Source organism: Nocardia sp. NBC_01388 (assembly GCF_045040085.1).
Classification (GTDB): domain Bacteria; phylum Actinomycetota; class Actinomycetes; order Mycobacteriales; family Mycobacteriaceae; genus Nocardia.
Map to the genome: position 1 here is coordinate 8,407,785 of NZ_CP109553.1, position 16,946 is coordinate 8,424,730.

Here is a 16,946-nt window from a genome sequence, read left to right on the forward strand (position 1 = left end):
CCTTCCTGTAGCCATCGAGTCTACGGCGGCTATTTGAGACATCAGAGTCTCTGTGTATCATATTCCGCGACGAACACTGCACTGGAGGTCAACGCATGAAATTGGCGCTCACCGAGGACGAGCTCGCGTTTCGTGACGAGCTGCGCGCGTTCTACCGGAGCGAAATCCCGGCCGGCATCCGGAACCGGGCCCGGCACGGACAGGAGCTGAGCAGGGACGATTTCGTCACCACGCAGCGCATCCTGAACGCGCACCGGCTGGCGGTCCCGAACTGGCCGGTGGAATGGGGCGGGCGGGACTGGACGCCCATCCAGCGGCACATCTGGCACGACGAGATGCAGCTCGCCTCGGTCCCCGAACCGCTCACCTTCAATGCGAACATGATCGGCCCGGTCATCGCGCACTTCGGAACGCAGGCCATGAAGGAACGCTTCCTGCCGCCCACCGCGAATCTCGATATCTGGTGGTGCCAGGGCTTTTCCGAGCCGGAAGCCGGTTCCGATCTGGCCTCGCTGCGCACCACCGCGGTCCGCGACGGCGACAGCTATGTGGTGAACGGGCAGAAGACCTGGACCACCGCCGCCCAGTCCGCCGACTGGATGTTCTGCCTGGTGCGCACCGATCCGGACGCGCCCAAGAAGCAGGCCGGCATCTCCATGCTGCTGTTCCCGCTCGAGACGCCGGGCGTCACCGTGCGGCCCATCGAGCTCATCGACGGCGGCTACGAGGTCAACGAGGTCTTCCTGGACAACGTCCGGGTGCCCGCGGAAAACCTTGTCGGCCAGGAGAATCAGGGCTGGACCTACGCCAAATTCCTGCTCGGCAACGAACGCACCGGCATAACCGCCGTCGGCCAGAGGAAGGTCCGGCTGTGGCTGGCCAAGGAACATGCCAGGCAGGTCCGGCTGGGGGATCGGACACTGCTGGAGGATCAGGTCTTCGCCACCCGCGTCGCCGAACTCGAAAACGAGCTGCTGGCACTGGAATTGGTGCAGCTGCGGGTCGCCGCCGCCCCGGCGGACGGTAAGCCGAACCCGGTCTCCTCGATTCTCAAACTGCGCGGCACCGAACTGCAGCAGGCCGTCACCGAACTTCTGGTGGATATCGCCGGGCCGGATTCGCTGCCCGTCGAAGACCCCGCGCAGCCGGATTGGGCACGCCGCAGCACCGCCACCTATCTGAACTATCGCAAGACATCGATCTACGGAGGATCGAACGAGGTGCAGCGCAGCATCATCGCCTCGACGATCCTCGGATTGTGAGGCCCGCCATGGATTTCGAGCTGACCACCGAACAGGAGATGCTGCGCGATACGGTGCGCGCCGTGCTGGCCCGCAGCTACACCCCGGAGCGCCGTCGCGAGGTCACCGGCACCGAACTCGGCTGGGATCCACAGCTGTGGAGCACTTTTGCCGAGGTCGGGCTGCTGGGTCTGACCTTCGCCGAGGAAGACGGCGGTATGGGCGCCGGACCCATCGAGGCCATGCTGGTGCTCACCGAGCTGGGCCGCCGCCTCGCGCCGGAGCCGCTCCTGGACTGCGCGCTGCTGCCGGGCGGGCTCATTGCCCGGCTCGGCGCGGATGCCCAGCGAAAGGAGCTGCTGCCCAAGGTGGCCGAGGGCGATCTACGGCTGGCCCTCGCACATGCCGAACCAGGTGTGCGCTGGCCGTCCAACGAGGTCGGCGCCCAGGTGATCCAGCGCGGCGACGGCTGGACGCTGGCCGGCCGAAAACATGCGGTGCCGCACGGTGATTGCGCCGATCTGCTCATTGTCAGTGCGGCATTGCCCGGCGAATTCGGTGCGGAACGCGGCATCGGCCTGTTCCTGGTCGACCCGGCCCACCCCGGCGTGCGGCGCACGACCTACGCCACCCATGACGGACTGCGCGGCGCGGATATCGAATTCGGGGGTGTGCGAGCCGAACCGCTGGGCGAGGTGTGCGATGCCACCGATGTGATCGAGGCCGCGCTGGCGGCAGCGCAGGCCGCGCTGTGCGCCGAAGCGGTCGGGGCCATGGAGGAGGCGCTGCGCCTGACGTCGGAATACCTGAAGAGCCGCAAGCAATTCGGCGTTCCGCTGCGTTCCTTCCAGACGCTGACCCAGCGCGCCGCCGATATGTACGTCTCGCTGGAACTGGCACGCGGTATGAGCATGTACGCGTCCATGTCCCTCGCCGACGGCATTACCGATCCGGTGGTCGCCTCCCGCGCCAAACTGCGAATCGGGCGCTCCGCCAGGCATATCGGGCAGGAAGCCATCCAGCTGCACGGCGGTATCGGCATGACCGCCGAATACCCGGTCGGCCACTACACCGCGCGGCTGACCGCCATCGAGCACACGCTCGGCGACTCCAGTGCTCATCTGCGCCGCCTGGGCAATGCTGTCGGCGATCACCAGATGGTCGAGATCTGATGCGCATCACCGGCGCGGTGCTCGAGGAGATCGGACGCTCCCGCCCCTTCGCGGAATCCCGGCCGATCACCGTGTGCGAGTTGGAGCTCGGTGATCCCGGGCCGACCGAGGTGCTCGTCGCCATCGAGGCGGCCGGAGTGTGTCACTCGGATCTGAGTGTGGTGGACGGCAATCGGCAGCGGCCGGTGCCCATGCTGCTCGGGCACGAGGCGGCGGGGCGGGTGGTCTCCGTCGGCGAGCGGGTCTCGGATCTCCTTGCGGGACAGCGGGTTGTCATGTCCTTCCTGCCACGCTGCGAGGACTGCGAGGCCTGCGATCGGGACGGGCAACTGCCCTGTTCGGCGGGTACGCGCACCAATAATGCCGGTGAACTGCTGCATCATGCGGGGCATCTGTCCCGCGGCGGCAGCCGGGTGCACCACCATCTGGGTGTTTCCGGCTTCGCCAGCCATGCGATCGTGGATCGGGCGTCGGTGGTGCCGGTCGGCCTCGATGTGCCGCCCGAGGTCGCCGCGCTCTTCGGCTGTGCGGTGCTGACCGGCGGCGGGGCGGTGCTGAATGTGGCGCGACCCCGCCCGCAGGACAGCCTTATGGTCGTCGGACTGGGCGGGGTCGGTATGGCCGCTCTGATCACCGCGAAAGCCATCGGTGTGGAACGCATTATCGGTGTGGACCGGATGCCGGAGAAGCTCGCCACGGCGCGGGAATTGGGCGCGACCGAGACCTATACCCCGGAGCAGGTCCGCGCCGAAGGAGCCCGGGTGCGCTATGTCATCGAATGCGCCGGTCATCCCGCCGCCCTCGAAACCGCCTATGCGGCTACGGCTCCCGGTGGCACCACCGTCACCGTCGGGCTGCCCGCGCCGTCCGCGACCATCACCCTGCCGCCGTTGAGCCTGACCGCCGAGGCTCGCACCATTGTCGGCAGCTATCTGGGCTCGGCGGTCCCGGCCCGCGATATTCCGCGCTACGAACAGCTGTGGCGAGCGGGCAGGCTACCTGTCGAGCGGCTCATTTCGGCGCGCATCGAACTGGCCGAAATCAATGAGGCGATGGATTTGCTGGCCGATGGCCATTCTGTGCGTCAGGTCATAGTCTTTCAGTCCGTATCTCATGCTTCGCCGCAAAACAAGGGGATCAACCAGGGAATTTATTGACTGAACAGTGTGTCCTGAAAGGCTTGCTGTCCGATTGCTCCTGTTTCTACGGTGTAGGTGCAATGTGATCGAACGAAAGCGAGGATCCCGCAATGAATTTCCCGATCATCAATCTGGGTTCGGCCACCCTCGACCTGGCGAACACCATTACCTCGACGCTCGCGCAGATCACCTACCTGCTGCAGGCGTGGGGCTCGATGTAGGTCGCCATCGTCAACCGCCGGTCCTGATGGATCGGCGGTCTCGGTGTGTCCGGGATGGCTAGGCGGTGCCGGAGTCCTTACCGGCCAGCAGGGCTCGCAGTGCTCGTGCGACCGCCCGGGAGGCCGCCTGCTGGGTGAGGCCGCGCCGATCGACCAGCTGGTGCCGATACGCCCAGCCCACCGTGGCCTCGATCAGATCCAGCAATTCGGTATCCGTGCTGCCGGCGCGATTCAACTCGGTGGCGAAGGTGCGGGCCAGGCCGTCGCGGGTGCGTCCGTCGGTTGTTCGCATGCGCTCGTCGAGCACCGGAATCGATTGGGATTCCAGTAGGCCGAGCAGTCGTGGATTGCGTTGTGCCGCAAAGATCGCCTCGCTCTGCGCGAGGACGGCGTCGATGCGTGTGTCCAGGGGGAGCTGCGGATCCGGTGCGGCGATAAGGGTTTCCACGTACTCCGACTGTGCCTCGACCGCGGCGATGCGCAGATCGTCGCGGCCCGGGAAATGGACGAAGATGCTGCGCTCGGAAACGCCCGCGCGTTCGGCGATGTCCTTTGCGGTCGGCAGGAATTTGCCGTCCTTGATAGCCGCCAGCAGGGCGTCGATGATCACCCTGCGGGTCTGCTCCGGATTGCGCCGGCGCCGGCGCGCCGCAGGGGCATCACCCGAAGGTGCTGTGGGGGCGTCACTCACGGGTTGTGCGGTGCCGTCACTCATGTCTGCATCCGATCACAGCGCCTCCCGGCGGTCTATGGGGCCCGAGAGATTTCCAACCCTGCTATTGCAGTCTAACTGCAATAGTGATTAGAGTGTCCATGGACGGCAAACATCGGTTGCGCATCGGAATGCGTCATCAGGGCCGCGAATGAATCTTTATCAATACATGGGCGAACCTGTGGCTAACGTCTGCTTGACTAGCTTGCGGGGCGTTCGGTCGGAAGAGGCAGGAGATCGACGTGGTCGACGGCAATCGGAATGACGGTGGGCAGCAGCCGGAGAATCCCGGACCCAGGGTGTCCCGGCGCGGCATGCTCGGCGTCGGCGCGGCGGCGCTGGCGGCGGTCGGCGCCGGCGGCGCACTGACCGCCTGCGGCACCTCGGACGAGGTGAACCCGTCCACCACACAGACCGATCCTGCCGATGCCATCACCGCGGCGAACAAAAAGGTCACCGAGACCATGCCGTTCTCCGACACCACCGACTTCGCCGATGCCGACCGCGGTTTCATCGAGGCGCTGCAGCCGGGGGTCATCAAGGATGACAAGGGCAAGGTGGTCTGGGACACCGACTCCTACAACTTCCTGCAGGGCACCTGCCCGTCCTCGGCCAATCCCAGCCTGTGGCGGCAATCGCAGCTCACCGTCAAGCAGGGCCTGTACGAAATCGCGCCCGGTTTCTATCAGATCCGCGGTCTCGACCTGTCGAATATGACGCTCATCGAGGGGCAGACCGGTGTCATCGTCATCGACCCGCTCATCTCCAATGAGACCGCCGCCGCCGGGCTCGCGCTGTACCGCGCGCATCGCGGCAACAAGCCGGTCACCGGATTGATCTACACCCACGCGCATGTCGATCACTTCGGCGGTTCGCTGGGTGTGACTACTCGCGAGGATGTCGACGCGGGCCGGTGTCCAGTGGTCGCGCCCTCCGGATTCCTCGAACACGCGGTCGCCGAGAACATCTACGCCGGCACCGCCATGGCGCGCCGCGCCGCCTATATGTACGGCGCCGCATTGCCGCGCGGGCCGAAGGGGCAGATCGGCGCGGGCCTGGGCCAGACCACCTCGGTCGGCACCACCACCCTCATCGACCCGACCCTCAGCATCAACACCACGGGTGAGGAGCACGTCATCGACGGCGTGCGCATGGTGTTCCAGCTGACCCCGGGCACCGAGGCGCCGTCGGAGATGAACTTCTACTTCCCCGATCGCCGTATTCTCTGCATGGCCGAGAACGCCACGCACACCCTGCACAATCTGCTCACGCTGCGCGGTGCGCTGGTGCGCGATCCGCATGTGTGGTCGAAGTACCTGACCGAATCCATCAATCTCTATGCACGCCAGTCCGATGTGGTGTTCTCCTCGCACCACTGGCCGCTCTGGGGCACCGACAAGATCGTCGAATACCTTTCCGCACAACGGGATCTGTACGGCTACCTCAATGACCAGACGCTGCGCATGCTCAATACCGGCATGGTGGGCAGCGAGATCGCCGAGGCCATGCAGATGCCGCCGGAGATCGAAAAGGCTTGGTACTCACACGGTTACTACGGCAGCGTCAGCCACAATGTGAAGGCCATCTACCAGCGCTACATGGGCTGGTTCGACGGCAATCCGGCGCACCTGTGGGAGCATCCGCCGGTCGACAATGCCAAGCGGCACGTCGATGCCATGGGCGGCGCGAGCGAGGTGCTGAAGAAGGCGAAGAAGGCCTACGACGACGCCGATTACCGCTGGGCCGTGCAGCTGCTCAACTACGCGATCTTCGCCGACGACGGCAACAAGAAGGCAAAAGACCTGCAGGCCAGCGCTTTCGAGCAGCTTGGCTATGGCTCCGAGAACGCCACCTGGCGCAATTTCTACCTCTCCGGCGCGTACGAGCTGCGCAACGGCTCCTTCGGCACACCCACCTCGGCCAATTCCAAGGGCCTGCTCGCCGCGCTCACCGTGGATCAGGCGTTCGACGCCATCTCACTGTTCGTCGACGGGCCCAAGGCCTGGGATGTGCACGTGGTCACCGACTGGAAGTTCAGTGACCAGAACGACAAGGTGCACCGCTCCGAACTGCGCAACGGCGTGCTGGTGCACTACGACCGCTGGCCCAATGACGGTTTGGCCGCGCCCGATGCGACCGTCACGCTCACTCGCGGCGGATTCATTCAGAACATGATCGGCGGCGGAGATATGAAGGCCGCGGTCGCCAAGGGCGATATCAAGATCGACGGCAATGCCGCCGTGCTCGCCCAGATGAAGGGGCTCTTCGGCAAGCCGGACCCGAACTTCGCCATCGTCACACCGTAAAGACCAGTAGCACAACGTAATTCGCGGCGCGTCTCGCGCCTGCGCGGCGAATTGCGAATGCGGGGCCCTGCCGCCGACCGTCCGGCAGGGCCCCGTTTCGTCTGTGCGACCGGCGGCGGTGCGCCGGTCGGCTAGGCGCGCAGCGCCGGTTCCGGTCGGTGCCGCACCGCCGCGCTGAAGAGCTGATACTCCGCGGGCGGCACGCACACCTCCCGGTACGGATGTCGTGGTGCGACCCGGCGCTGCGGGCCGGGAATGACCACGCCGTGCCGCACTGCCACACCCGTGGCCTCCTGTGCGCGGACCCAGCTCTGCATGGCCTGTGAATCCAGACTGGGCAGATATTCCACCGCCCGCTCCCATTCGAGACCCTCCACCTGCATCGGGTCGCTGACCGCGGTGACGACGACGGCATATGCCGTACCGACGCTCGTGTCCGCCATTCGGATCTACCCCCTGGTCCCTGGTTTTTCCGGCGTTGCGCGGGGAATGTTCAGCTTAACTTGAAACATATTGCACTACTGTGTGTTTCGTTGTTGTCGCAGGTTGGTTGCGTGTGATCATAGCCATGGGGTGGGCTGGGTCACCCCGGCGGAATAGGGTCGCGGGGGTCCGTGTTCATTAGGTTGACATATCCACCAAAATGGGTGTGAGCCCAGGAGGTCCCCGTGCAGTTCGGAATTTTCAGCGTCGGCGACGTCACCGCCGACCCGACAACCGGCCGGTCACCGACCGAGGCCGAGCGCATCAAGGCCATGGTCGCCATCGCCCGCAAGGCCGAAGAGGTCGGCCTCGACGTCTTCGCCACCGGTGAGCACCACAATCCGCCGTTCGTGCCCTCCTCGCCGACCACCATGCTCGGCTATATCGCCGCGAGCACCGAGCGCCTCATCCTGTCCACCGCGACCACGCTCATCACCACCAACGATCCGGTGAAGATCGCCGAGGACTTCGCCATGCTGCAGCACCTGGCCGACGGCCGGGTCGATCTCATGCTGGGCCGCGGCAATACCGGACCCGTCTATCCGTGGTTCGGCAAGGACATTCGCGACGGGATTCCGCTGGCCGTCGAGAACTACGCGCTGTTGCACCGGCTCTGGCGCGAGGACGTGGTGGACTGGCAGGGCAATTTCCGCACCCCGCTGCAGGGCTTCACCGCCACCCCGCGCCCGCTCGACGGCGTCGCGCCGTTCGTCTGGCACGGGTCCATCCGCAGTCCGGAGATCGCCGAGCAGGCCGCCTACTACGGTGACGGCTTCTTCGCCAACAACATCTTCTGGCCGACCGGGCACTTCCAGCGGCTCATCGAGCTCTACCGCCGCCGCTACGAGCACTACGGCCACGGCTCCGCCGACCAGGCCGTCGTCGGGCTGGGCGGGCAGGTCTTCATGCGCAAGAACTCGCAGGACGCCATTCGCGAATTCCGGCCCTTCTTCGACAATGCCCCCGTCTACGGGCACGGGCCGTCGCTGGAGGACTTCATGGACCAGACGCCGCTGACCGTCGGCAGCCCGCAGCAGGTCATCGACAAGACGCTGACCTTCCGCGAGCACTTCGGCGACTACCAGCGCCAGCTGTTCCTGATGGATCACGCCGGACTGCCGCTGCAGACCGTGCTCGAGCAGTTGGATCTGCTCGGCGAGGAAGTAGTTCCCGTGCTGCGCAAGGAATTCGACGCCCTGCGTCCGGCGCATGTGCCGGACGGTCCCACCCACGCCGCGCTGCTGGCCGCGCGGAATGCCGATGCCACAGCCGACACCTCGGAGGTGCAGGCATGACCCGTATCGCGGTGGTCTCCGCAGGGCTCTCGCAGCCCTCGTCGACCCGGTTGCTGGCCGATCGCCTGATCGCTGCCACCGAGGCGGCACTGACCGGCACGGAGCTCGAATTCGACATTGTCGAGCTGCGCGATCACGCCCACGGCCTCGCCGACAACCTGGTCACCGGATTCGCGGCCGGCGCCCTGCGGGAGGCGGTCGACAAGGTGGTGACCGCGGACGGGATCATCGCGGTCACCCCCATCTTCAATGCCTCCTACAGCGGTCTGTTCAAGACCTTCTTCGATGTGCTGGAACCGGATTCGCTCATCGGGAAGCCGGTGCTCATCGCGGCCACCGGTGGCACCGCACGGCATTCACTTGCGCTCGAGCACGCGGTCCGGCCGCTCTTCGCCTATCTGCGTGCGGTGGTGGCGCCGACGTCGGTGTATGCCGCATCCGAGGATTGGGGGTCCGGAAGTTCCGGCGCGGACACCGGACTGAGTGACAGAATTCTGCGTGCGGCAGGAGAATTCGCCGATCTGGTGGCACTGCGCCCGGGGCGCGTGACCGCCGATCCGTACGACGATCCGGTGCCCTTCGCGCAGCTGCTCGGCGGGGACCGGGTACGGGGCGATCGGCGTACGGATGTTATAGCTAATCAGTAGCTGAGTAGGCTTTGCGGCGGCTGCCACATACCGGCCGCCCGCACTGCCGGCCTCGAACACGAACGTCTCGACGAAAGTGGGTAGGGACATGGGCGAGTCCGCGGGAACCAGCACGCTGGGCCCGGCGACGGGGGAGGCGCTGCCCGCGCTGCCGCTCGACGCGTGGCGGCCGACCAAAGAGACGCTGCACCGGTTCGTGCAGATCGTCGGCAAGGTGGCCCTGGCCAAAGGCATCCGCCGCAATCACTGGTGGCATATGACCTACCGCGTCACCGCGCGCGGATGGTCCACCGTGCCGCTGGGCACCGCTACCGACGGTCCCGTGTTCACCTGCGACTTCGATTTCTTCGATCACGTGCTGCGGATCTCCAGCGATCGCGGCACGCAGGAGGAGATCCCGCTCGGCGGCCAGTCGGTGGCGAGCTTCTACGGCGAGGTCATGCGGGCTCTGGACAATCTGGGCATCGAGGTCACGATCGCGCATCCCACGCCCTACGATCTGCCCGACCACGGCCGCCCCTTTGCCGAGGACGAGGAGCACCACCACTACGACCCGGTCGCCGCGCAGCGCGCGTTCCACGTCACCAGCCAGGTGGCCCGCATTCTCGAAGAGTTCAGCGCCACCTATTCGGGCAAGATCAGCCCGGTCCAACTCTTCTGGCACACCTTCGATCTGGCGGTGCAGCGTTTCTCCGATCGCAAGATCGAGCTGCCCGCCAGCGTGGATCCGGTGACGCGCGAAGCGTATTCGCGCGAGGAGATCAGCGCCGGATTCTGGTTCGGCGACAGCAAGGTGCCCGAACCCACCTTCTACTCCTACACCGCACCGGAACCCGAAGGGCTGACCGAACTTCCATTGCAACCGCCGGAGGCTCGCTGGGTGCCGTCCGGTTCCGCGCACGCCGCCTACTACGCCTACGACGCGGCCCGGCGCAGCGCCGATCCGGTGGGCGCGACCCTGGATTTCCTGCACTCCGCCTACGCCGCGGGATCGCGTCTCGCTGGTTGGGACGCACCCGCTCTGGCCTGCCCCGGAGGCATTACCGACCCCGTACTCGAGAGCCCGTGGCGGGGATGGCCGGAATAACCGCGTGCTTCGAATCGTCTCTCCCGCATAGTGTGTTGAGAGGGACCGAGGAGGATCACCATGGGGAGACGACTGGTGAGCGGGCCGCATAGCAAGCAAAGGAAGCGGCATGTCTGATGAGAATATGGCGGTGCGGACCTCCGGCCTGACCGCTTATCGAGAGACCGTTTTCACCGCCGGACCGGGCACCCGCGTCCCGCTCATAGGTGCATTGGTGCTGGCCAGCCTGGTGCTGACCTGGGCGGCCGAACGCGCGTCCAGTGAGGGCAACGACCACGGCTGGTTCGTGGCGGTCTCCATTGCCGGACTGTTCGTGGCGCGCGGGCTGTACCTGCGGCGTCCCCTCACGCTCCCGCATCTCACCGCGGCCGCCGTCGTGCTGGTGATCGCGAACTTCAGCTACCGCACCGACCACGCCGGTGTGGGCTTCGTCTTCCTCGCCGCGACCGGGCTGATCCTGATGGCTCCGCAGAACAGCAAGCCGCAACCCGAGCAGCTGCCGCGCGTGACCGAACTGGTGCGGCGCAGCACGGACGATCCGGTCGCGCCCTTCGCGCTGCACTCGTCCAAGAGCTACTTCTTCAATGCCGACTCCTCCGCGGCCGTCGCCTACCGGACCCGGCTGGGCATTGCCGTCGTCGCGGGCGATCCCATCGGTGACAAGGGCAGATTCCGCGAATTGGTCACCGAATTCTCGGAATTCGCCAGTGATCACGGCTGGCGCATCGCGGTACTGGGCGCGAGCCCGGAACTCACCGAGATCTGGCAGCACCGCGCCCTCGGGCACCGCGGCCTGCGCGCCGTCCCGATCGGACGCGACGTGGTGATCGAGGTCGACAAATTCGACATGGTGGGACGGCACTTCCGCAATCTGCGCCAGGCGGTCAGCCGCACGCGCAACTTCGGTGTCACCACCGAGGTGATTCCGGAGGCCGCGCTCACCGAACCGCAGCGGGAAACGCTGCTCGCCATTGTCGACGAATGGGGACACGGGCGGCAGACCCGCGGTTTCTCCATGATCCTCGACCACCTGCTCGACGGACGGCATCCGGGAATGCTGGTGGTCATGGCCCGCGACGCCGACGGCCAGGTCGCCGGATTCCAGCGCTACGGCGTCTCCGGCGACGGCCGCGAGTTCAGCCTGGACGTCCCGTGGCGGCGCAAGGACGCACCCAACGGGCTCGACGAACGCATGATCGTCGACCTCGTCGAGTACGCCCGCGCGCGCGGCATCACCCGAATCTCGCTGGCCTTCGCGGCTTTTCCGGAACTCTTCGCGGAGAAGGGGCGCTCGCGGCTCGGGCAGGCGGCGTATATGGCTGTGCGACTCGGTGATCCGCTCATCCGCCTGGAATCGCTGTACCGGTTCCTGCGTAAATTCAACGCCTTCGCCGATCAGCGCTTCGTCCTGATCCGCTGGCGTGAGGTGCTGATCGCGGCGGTCGCGCTGCTCACGCTGGAGTTCGTGCCCCACCGCCGCCAGTACTGACCGCCGCGTCCAGAGCTGTTGCGGCTCAGCGCAGGAACTCCACCAGGGCCGCCGCGAAACCGGGATCGGCGGTGGCCACCAGGTGATCGCCGGGCACCGTCACCAGGTGCGCGTCCGGGAACGCGGCCGCCAGCCGCTGCGGTTCGGCCGCGAACGGATCGGCGTCACCGGCGACCACCAGGGTGGGGATCGTGATATCGGCGACGGTCTTGATCGGCGCCTCGTTCAGGCCCGCCGCCAGTGCGGCGATCGCCTCGCGATCGGTGCCCAGCACGTCCGCCAGCATCCGGAACATCTGCGCCTGCGGTGCGGCCGTGGACCCGTCGCCCGTCATGGCGGCGGCGATATCGGCGGCTTCGATGACGCGCCAATCGATTCCGCCGCAGTCCACCACGCCGGACCCGATGCCGCCCACCGCCAGCCGCTTGACCCGATCATCGGCCTGCGCCACCAGGATCGAGATGATCCCGCCCATCGAATATCCGACCAGCGCAACCTCATCCAGCCCTAGCTCGTCGAAGAGCGACCGCATATCCGCGGTCATGGCCTGCCAGGAGTAGCGCGCCGGATCGTGCGGCTTCTCCGAGCGCCCGTGCCCGCGCGCATCGAGCGAGATGATGTGATGCCCGGCGGCCTGCAGCGCCGCCACGATGCCCACGCTCATCCAATTCGCATTGGTGTCGGCGACCACGCCGTGCTGCAGCACAACGGGCCTGCCCTCGCCCTCCCACACGCGGTAGTTGAGCTGTAAGCCGTCCCAGGTGGTGAACTTCGCCATCGGGCCGATGCTAGCGGTGCGGCCGCCGCACCCGGATGGTATTTCAGGCCATTCGCGTCCTTGTCCCGCGGGCGGCAGTCACGCGGTACGGCCTAGCTCGGTGACTATCCGCGCCAGATCCGACCACATCACCGGACGATCATGCTGTTCGTCTTGGGCCAGGTCGCGTTCGATCAACGAGCGGATGTAGGCGCTCTGGCTCATCCCGAGCCGCAACGCGCGAGCCTTGCATCGGGTGTCGAGCTCGCCAGGCAGTTTGATGGATCGCGGGACGAGGTCAGCCCCGGTATCCTGGCCGGTCTGGACCGGCACGTCCACCGGTTGGTCGTCGCGGTAGTTCAGTCGATCCATGATGGCGTTCATATCGTCGGCGTTGGTGGGGTACGGGTCAGTCATTGCGGGTCGCCTCCCATTTCTCGAATTCGGTGACCTGTTCGGGGCGTAGGTAGTTTGCGCCGCAGATGTAGAGATCCGGGCCCATGACGCGAGCCAGGACCGCGAGCGGACGACGCTCTCCGGTGCGTGCCCACAGCACCACGTACCGGATACCTGTAGCGCGGTCGTCCGCGGGCCGCAGCCAAACCGGGCGTTCGCCGGCCAGCCAGGCATTCACCAGATCGAGAACGTCGTCGATGTCGATCCCGGCGCGGGTCAGTACCTGAGCCAGCGCAAAGTACCACTCGATTGCCACGCTTCAGACTACCATGAGACTACCGCTGCTCGGAGGCTGTTTTCGGTTGGAGCGTGTGCAATGAATTGACAATTGTCACTAAGACGAGCCGGTGCTCAATGGATTGGGATCCGGTCGCCAGGCGCCGCAGTTATCGGTGCGGAATGCGACATCGGTAGCTTTGATAACGATATGCAGGGGATGCTGGCGGGTGAAGTCGCTGGCGATGACGTAGTAGTTCGGATCGTTGTAATCGGTATCGGTCTGCACATGCCACAGCCGCCGCCAGAAACAGGCGTCCGCATTGCCGGTGCCGTCGGAGACGTAGTTACCCGGCTGGATATCGACATTCACCAGGTAGAGGCCATCGCCCGGGATCTGGTTCGCCGGGGTGGCGGCGGCCGTTCCGGACATGGACATTAACAGTGCGGAAGTTATGGCCCCCGCGGTCACGAGCGCGCGTGCACGCACAGTGTTCCCTCCTCGAACTCACTGAATCGGCGCGGCCTCGCGAACGCGCACGGTCTGGGCGATCCCCGCTATCTCCCGGGAGGGGTCTATCAGAAATCGGGCGTCCGTTTCGGGCGTTCCGCGTAATTGATTGCGTACAAACCGGTTTCGATTGTGCGATTTGTCGCTGGAAATCGGTCTCGAACTTCGATGCTCTTCTTGCCCCCGCCGACGATATTCAGATATGAGAAGTCTTCGCCCGCTCGCGGACGGCGCCGGTACCGGCCCGCTCACCTGCGCCACCGACTGCGCCCGGCTCTGTACCGACTCCGGTCTTTCCGACGTCCTCACCTCTGACAAGGCGCTGCTGCACTGGCGGGCCCTGCGCCGGCTCGGCGATACCGGACTCGCCGAACACGCGGTTCAGGAGACTCTGCTGCGGGCCTGGAAGGCCTGCGCCAGCTACGACCCGGCCCGCGGCAGCGTCCGCACCTGGCTGCTCACCATCGAGCGCAATATCCTCACCGATATCTCCCGGGTGCGCACGGCCCGGCCCGGCGACGCCAACTGGGACGAAATCACCGATATCGCCGAGGGCCGCTGCGCCGGACCCGACTTCACCGACCGGCTCGCCGACGGTCTCCTGGTCTCCGAACTCCTCGCCCACCTGCCCGGACCGCAGCGCGACGCCGTTGTCCAGGTCATCCTGCGCGACCGCGCCTACCAGGACGTGGCCGCCGATCTGGGCATCCCCGTCGGCACGGTCAAGACCCGCGTGCACTACGCCCTGCGCTCGCTGCGCCGCCTGCCCCTCAGCGCCTAGTGAACCTCCGGCGTGGCTGCCACGTCACACAAGGTGTGTGGACGGCACTCGTCCGCCTCGATCGAGGAGTGAGCCCATGACCGAACAGCATGTGGCGCCCGGCGACTTCCGGCTGGATCGCCGGACAGCGCTGGTCGTGACCGGAGTGGCCGCCACCGCGCTGACCGCGGTGGCCTGTAGCAGTAACAGCGTCAGTGACAAGGCATCAGCGGCTCCGAACGGAGTGCGGAACAAGCCGAACGGACTTGCGGACCAGAAGCAGGACGGCAGCGCGGAGCTGGCCAAGACCGCCGAGGTGCCGGTCGGCGGCGGAGTCATCAAGGGTGACACGGTGATCACCCAGGCGAGCGCCGGCGCCTTCGCCGGGTTCTCCTCCACCTGCACCCACCTCGGCTGCAAGGTCAGCGAGGTCACCGACGGGCTGATCAAATGCCCGTGCCACGGCAGCACCTTCCATCTCGACGGCAGTGTCGCCGGCGGGCCCGCACCGCGTGCGCTCGATGCCCGGGCCGTGCATGTCGAGGGCGACGCGGTCGTGTCGGGCTAGCGCGACCCGGATTCGAACGGTCGTCTCCGTGCGGCCGGACCAGCTCTGATCGCAGATCCCCCGGTCCACGCACGGTGGCGAAGCTCTGTCATTGCCCAGGGTGTCGAAAACAGGTTCGACACATGCATATTGGGCGTCTGACCACAAGTAACAGTTTGATGACCATGCTTGCCAGATGATAGCTGTGGGGCCACAGTGAACTGCTGGGTTTGGTGTTACTAGTGGGAAGGGAGGGGCGCCCCGTGCCCAGGGAGCGCCGCCGCGTATGAAGCCGAACATGGTCAAGGCCGGTATCTTCACCGCCGTAACGGCCGCGGCATTTTCGACAGTGGCCGGGTTGATCCCGGCGACAACTCTCGCATCGCCCGTTTTGCCGGACCTGCCACAACGGCTGGCCGGGAAAACTGTCTTCCTGGACCCGGGTCATCAGGGCCCCAACCACAATCAGGATGTCGCCAAGCAGGTGAACGACGGCCGCGGCGGCACCAAGGCATGCCAGACCACCGGCATGACCAGCCTGCACGGAATCGCCGAACACACCATCAACTGGGATGTCTCGCAATTGGTGCGCACCTCGCTGGAGGGACTCGGGGCTCACGTCGTCATGAGCCGCCCCGACGACATCGGCTGGGGCGGATGCGTCGATGAACGTGCCCGTGCCGCAAACCAATCCGGCGCCGACATCGCTGTCAGCATTCACGCCGACAGCGCCGCCGCCGATGCGCGCGGCTTCCACCTGATCGTCCCGCAGCTTCCGATCGCCGACTCCAAGGCCAATGAGGTCCAGTCCGGCGCGGGCCTGGCGGCCAGCAAGGCCATGCGGGATGCCTACGCGCAGGCCGGATTCCCGGTCGCCACCTACAACGGTGCGGTCGACGGACTGCAGACGCGCGCCGATATCGCCGGACCGGCACTGACCACCGTGCCGGATGTCTTCCTCGAAATGGGCAACGGCGCCAATGCCGAGGATGCGGCCCTGCTGGAATCGCAGGAGGGTCAGCTGCGGCACGCGGTCACCATCACCACCGGTGTGGTGTCGTATCTGCTCGGCGTCGCGATCCCGCCGAACAGTGCCGAACAGGCAGTCGCGCCGGCCGCACCGGTGCCCGCACAGCCCGCGCAATTGCAGATGCCGTCGGCGAACGATGTCCGTCCGCAGGCGCTGCCGCAGGGCGGGGCGCAGGCCGCGCCGCAGAGCCCGGAGCCGACCGTGGTTCCGACCACACAGCCGCCGGTGCCGCAGGGCGCCGTGGCTCCGGTCGCGCCGCAGCCGGTCCCGTCGGGATCTCCGGCGCCGACCACATCGCCGGATCCGGCTCCGCCGCAAGCGGCTCCGGCACCGGCGCCGACTGTCGCTCCGACAACCACGCCGGAGGGTCCGGTGCAGCCGCAGGTGGCCCTGCCGGGTCAGTCCGCGCAGCCGGGCGCGCAGCCCGCGGTACCGCCGGTTCCGGGTGCGCCGTTCAAGGTCAGCAATGCGTCCGCCGGTCTTCCGGGTGGGGTGCGGCCCATTGCCGCCCCGATCGAACCCAAGGGGCCGGGCTATTCGGCACCGCAACTGCCGCAGTCCAATCCGGGCGCGATTCCCAATCCAGGGATCACGAGTCCGGGTGCTCAGACGGCTCCGGGTGCGCAAGCTGCTCCGGGTGCGCAAGCTCCGTCCACCACCGATAAGAATTCCAAGTCGACCGATGCCTTGGATGTCGAATCGATGAGCGGTCTGGTGCAGTCCGTTGTGAAGATGTTCGGCCCGCTGGCCAAGATGCTCATGGGGCAGAACGGTGTCACCTCGGATCTGGTCAACCTGGCCTACACCGTGGTGTCCGCGCTGAGTACCTCGCTGCTGCCGACCGCCGCCAAGTAGTCCGGGCGGCACAGTTCCACCG

General features: G+C 66.4%; 17 protein-coding genes. 11 read left to right on the forward strand and 6 right to left on the reverse strand.

The window, feature by feature from the left end; translation table 11 throughout:
- Positions 1-95 precede the first annotated feature (95 nt).
- The 3 genes from OG716_RS39750 to OG716_RS39760 are packed head-to-tail and all read left to right on the forward strand — an operon-like array spanning position 96 to position 3,570.
- Positions 96-1,262 (forward strand): acyl-CoA dehydrogenase family protein, encoded by a 1,167-nt coding sequence (locus OG716_RS39750; protein WP_405135334.1) that lies wholly within the window; start codon positions 96-98, stop codon positions 1,260-1,262.
- An 8-nt stretch (positions 1,263-1,270) separates the two neighbouring features.
- Entirely contained in the window at positions 1,271-2,413 is a 1,143-nt protein-coding gene (locus tag OG716_RS39755) for an acyl-CoA dehydrogenase family protein (protein ID WP_405135335.1), read from the forward strand.
- On the forward strand, positions 2,413-3,570 hold the full coding sequence (locus tag OG716_RS39760; RefSeq protein ID WP_405135336.1) for a zinc-binding dehydrogenase: 1,158 nt from the start codon (positions 2,413-2,415) through the stop codon (positions 3,568-3,570). The genes OG716_RS39755 and OG716_RS39760 overlap by 1 nt, the downstream gene beginning before the upstream one ends.
- 261 nt (positions 3,571-3,831) lie before the next feature.
- On the opposite strand, the gene OG716_RS39765 is transcribed toward OG716_RS39760, so the two are convergent.
- On the reverse strand, positions 3,832-4,488 hold the full coding sequence (locus OG716_RS39765; RefSeq protein WP_405135337.1) for a TetR/AcrR family transcriptional regulator: 657 nt from the start codon (positions 4,486-4,488) through the stop codon (positions 3,832-3,834).
- A 461-nt stretch (positions 4,489-4,949) separates the two neighbouring features.
- On the opposite strand from OG716_RS39765, the gene OG716_RS39770 reads away from it, so the two are divergent.
- Entirely contained in the window at positions 4,950-6,791 is a 1,842-nt protein-coding gene (locus OG716_RS39770) for an alkyl/aryl-sulfatase (protein ID WP_405140247.1), read from the forward strand.
- Positions 6,792-6,922: 131 nt separating this feature from the next.
- On the opposite strand, the gene OG716_RS39775 is transcribed toward OG716_RS39770, so the two are convergent.
- Positions 6,923-7,234, reverse strand: coding sequence for a hypothetical protein (locus tag OG716_RS39775; protein WP_355127187.1), 312 nt, complete (start codon positions 7,232-7,234; stop codon positions 6,923-6,925).
- A 225-nt stretch (positions 7,235-7,459) separates the two neighbouring features.
- Here OG716_RS39775 and OG716_RS39780 point away from each other — a divergent pair, with 225 nt between their 5' ends.
- From OG716_RS39780 to OG716_RS39795, 4 genes are all read left to right on the forward strand, one after another.
- Entirely contained in the window at positions 7,460-8,569 is a 1,110-nt protein-coding gene (locus OG716_RS39780) for an LLM class flavin-dependent oxidoreductase (RefSeq protein ID WP_405135338.1), read from the forward strand.
- Positions 8,566-9,216: an FMN reductase gene (locus tag OG716_RS39785; RefSeq protein WP_405135339.1), complete on the forward strand. Its 651-nt coding sequence runs from the start codon at positions 8,566-8,568 to the stop codon at positions 9,214-9,216. The genes OG716_RS39780 and OG716_RS39785 overlap by 4 nt, the downstream gene beginning before the upstream one ends.
- Positions 9,217-9,304: 88 nt before the next feature.
- On the forward strand, positions 9,305-10,303 hold the full coding sequence (locus OG716_RS39790) for a DUF5996 family protein (protein WP_405135340.1): 999 nt from the start codon (positions 9,305-9,307) through the stop codon (positions 10,301-10,303).
- Positions 10,304-10,412: 109 nt separating this feature from the next.
- Positions 10,413-11,792, forward strand: coding sequence for a bifunctional lysylphosphatidylglycerol flippase/synthetase MprF (locus OG716_RS39795; protein WP_405135341.1), 1,380 nt, complete (start codon positions 10,413-10,415; stop codon positions 11,790-11,792).
- 25 nt (positions 11,793-11,817) lie between these two features.
- On the opposite strand, the gene OG716_RS39800 is transcribed toward OG716_RS39795, so the two are convergent.
- From OG716_RS39800 to OG716_RS39815, 4 genes are all read right to left on the reverse strand, one after another.
- Positions 11,818-12,570 (reverse strand): alpha/beta fold hydrolase, encoded by a 753-nt coding sequence (locus tag OG716_RS39800; protein WP_405135342.1) that lies wholly within the window; start codon positions 12,568-12,570, stop codon positions 11,818-11,820.
- 78 nt (positions 12,571-12,648) lie between these two features.
- Entirely contained in the window at positions 12,649-12,966 is a 318-nt protein-coding gene (locus OG716_RS39805) for a hypothetical protein (protein WP_405135343.1), read from the reverse strand.
- Positions 12,959-13,261 carry a hypothetical protein gene (locus OG716_RS39810; RefSeq protein WP_405135344.1) on the reverse strand — a complete coding sequence of 101 codons (303 nt, stop codon included), beginning with the start codon at positions 13,259-13,261 and terminating at the stop codon, positions 12,959-12,961. Before OG716_RS39810 ends, OG716_RS39805 begins: the two co-directional genes overlap by 8 nt.
- Before the next feature lie 78 nt (positions 13,262-13,339).
- Positions 13,340-13,654, reverse strand: coding sequence for a hypothetical protein (locus OG716_RS39815; protein WP_405135345.1), 315 nt, complete (start codon positions 13,652-13,654; stop codon positions 13,340-13,342).
- 280 nt (positions 13,655-13,934) lie between these two features.
- On the opposite strand from OG716_RS39815, the gene OG716_RS39820 reads away from it, so the two are divergent.
- From OG716_RS39820 to OG716_RS39830, 3 genes are all read left to right on the forward strand, one after another.
- Positions 13,935-14,513, forward strand: coding sequence for a sigma-70 family RNA polymerase sigma factor (locus tag OG716_RS39820; RefSeq protein WP_405135346.1), 579 nt, complete (start codon positions 13,935-13,937; stop codon positions 14,511-14,513).
- A gap of 76 nt (positions 14,514-14,589) precedes the next feature.
- A complete protein-coding gene (locus OG716_RS39825; RefSeq protein WP_405135347.1) occupies positions 14,590-15,060 on the forward strand; it encodes a Rieske (2Fe-2S) protein in 471 nt (156 codons plus the stop codon).
- 265 nt (positions 15,061-15,325) lie between these two features.
- Entirely contained in the window at positions 15,326-16,924 is a 1,599-nt protein-coding gene (locus OG716_RS39830; protein ID WP_405135348.1) for an N-acetylmuramoyl-L-alanine amidase, read from the forward strand.
- Positions 16,925-16,946: the final 22 nt, after the last annotated feature.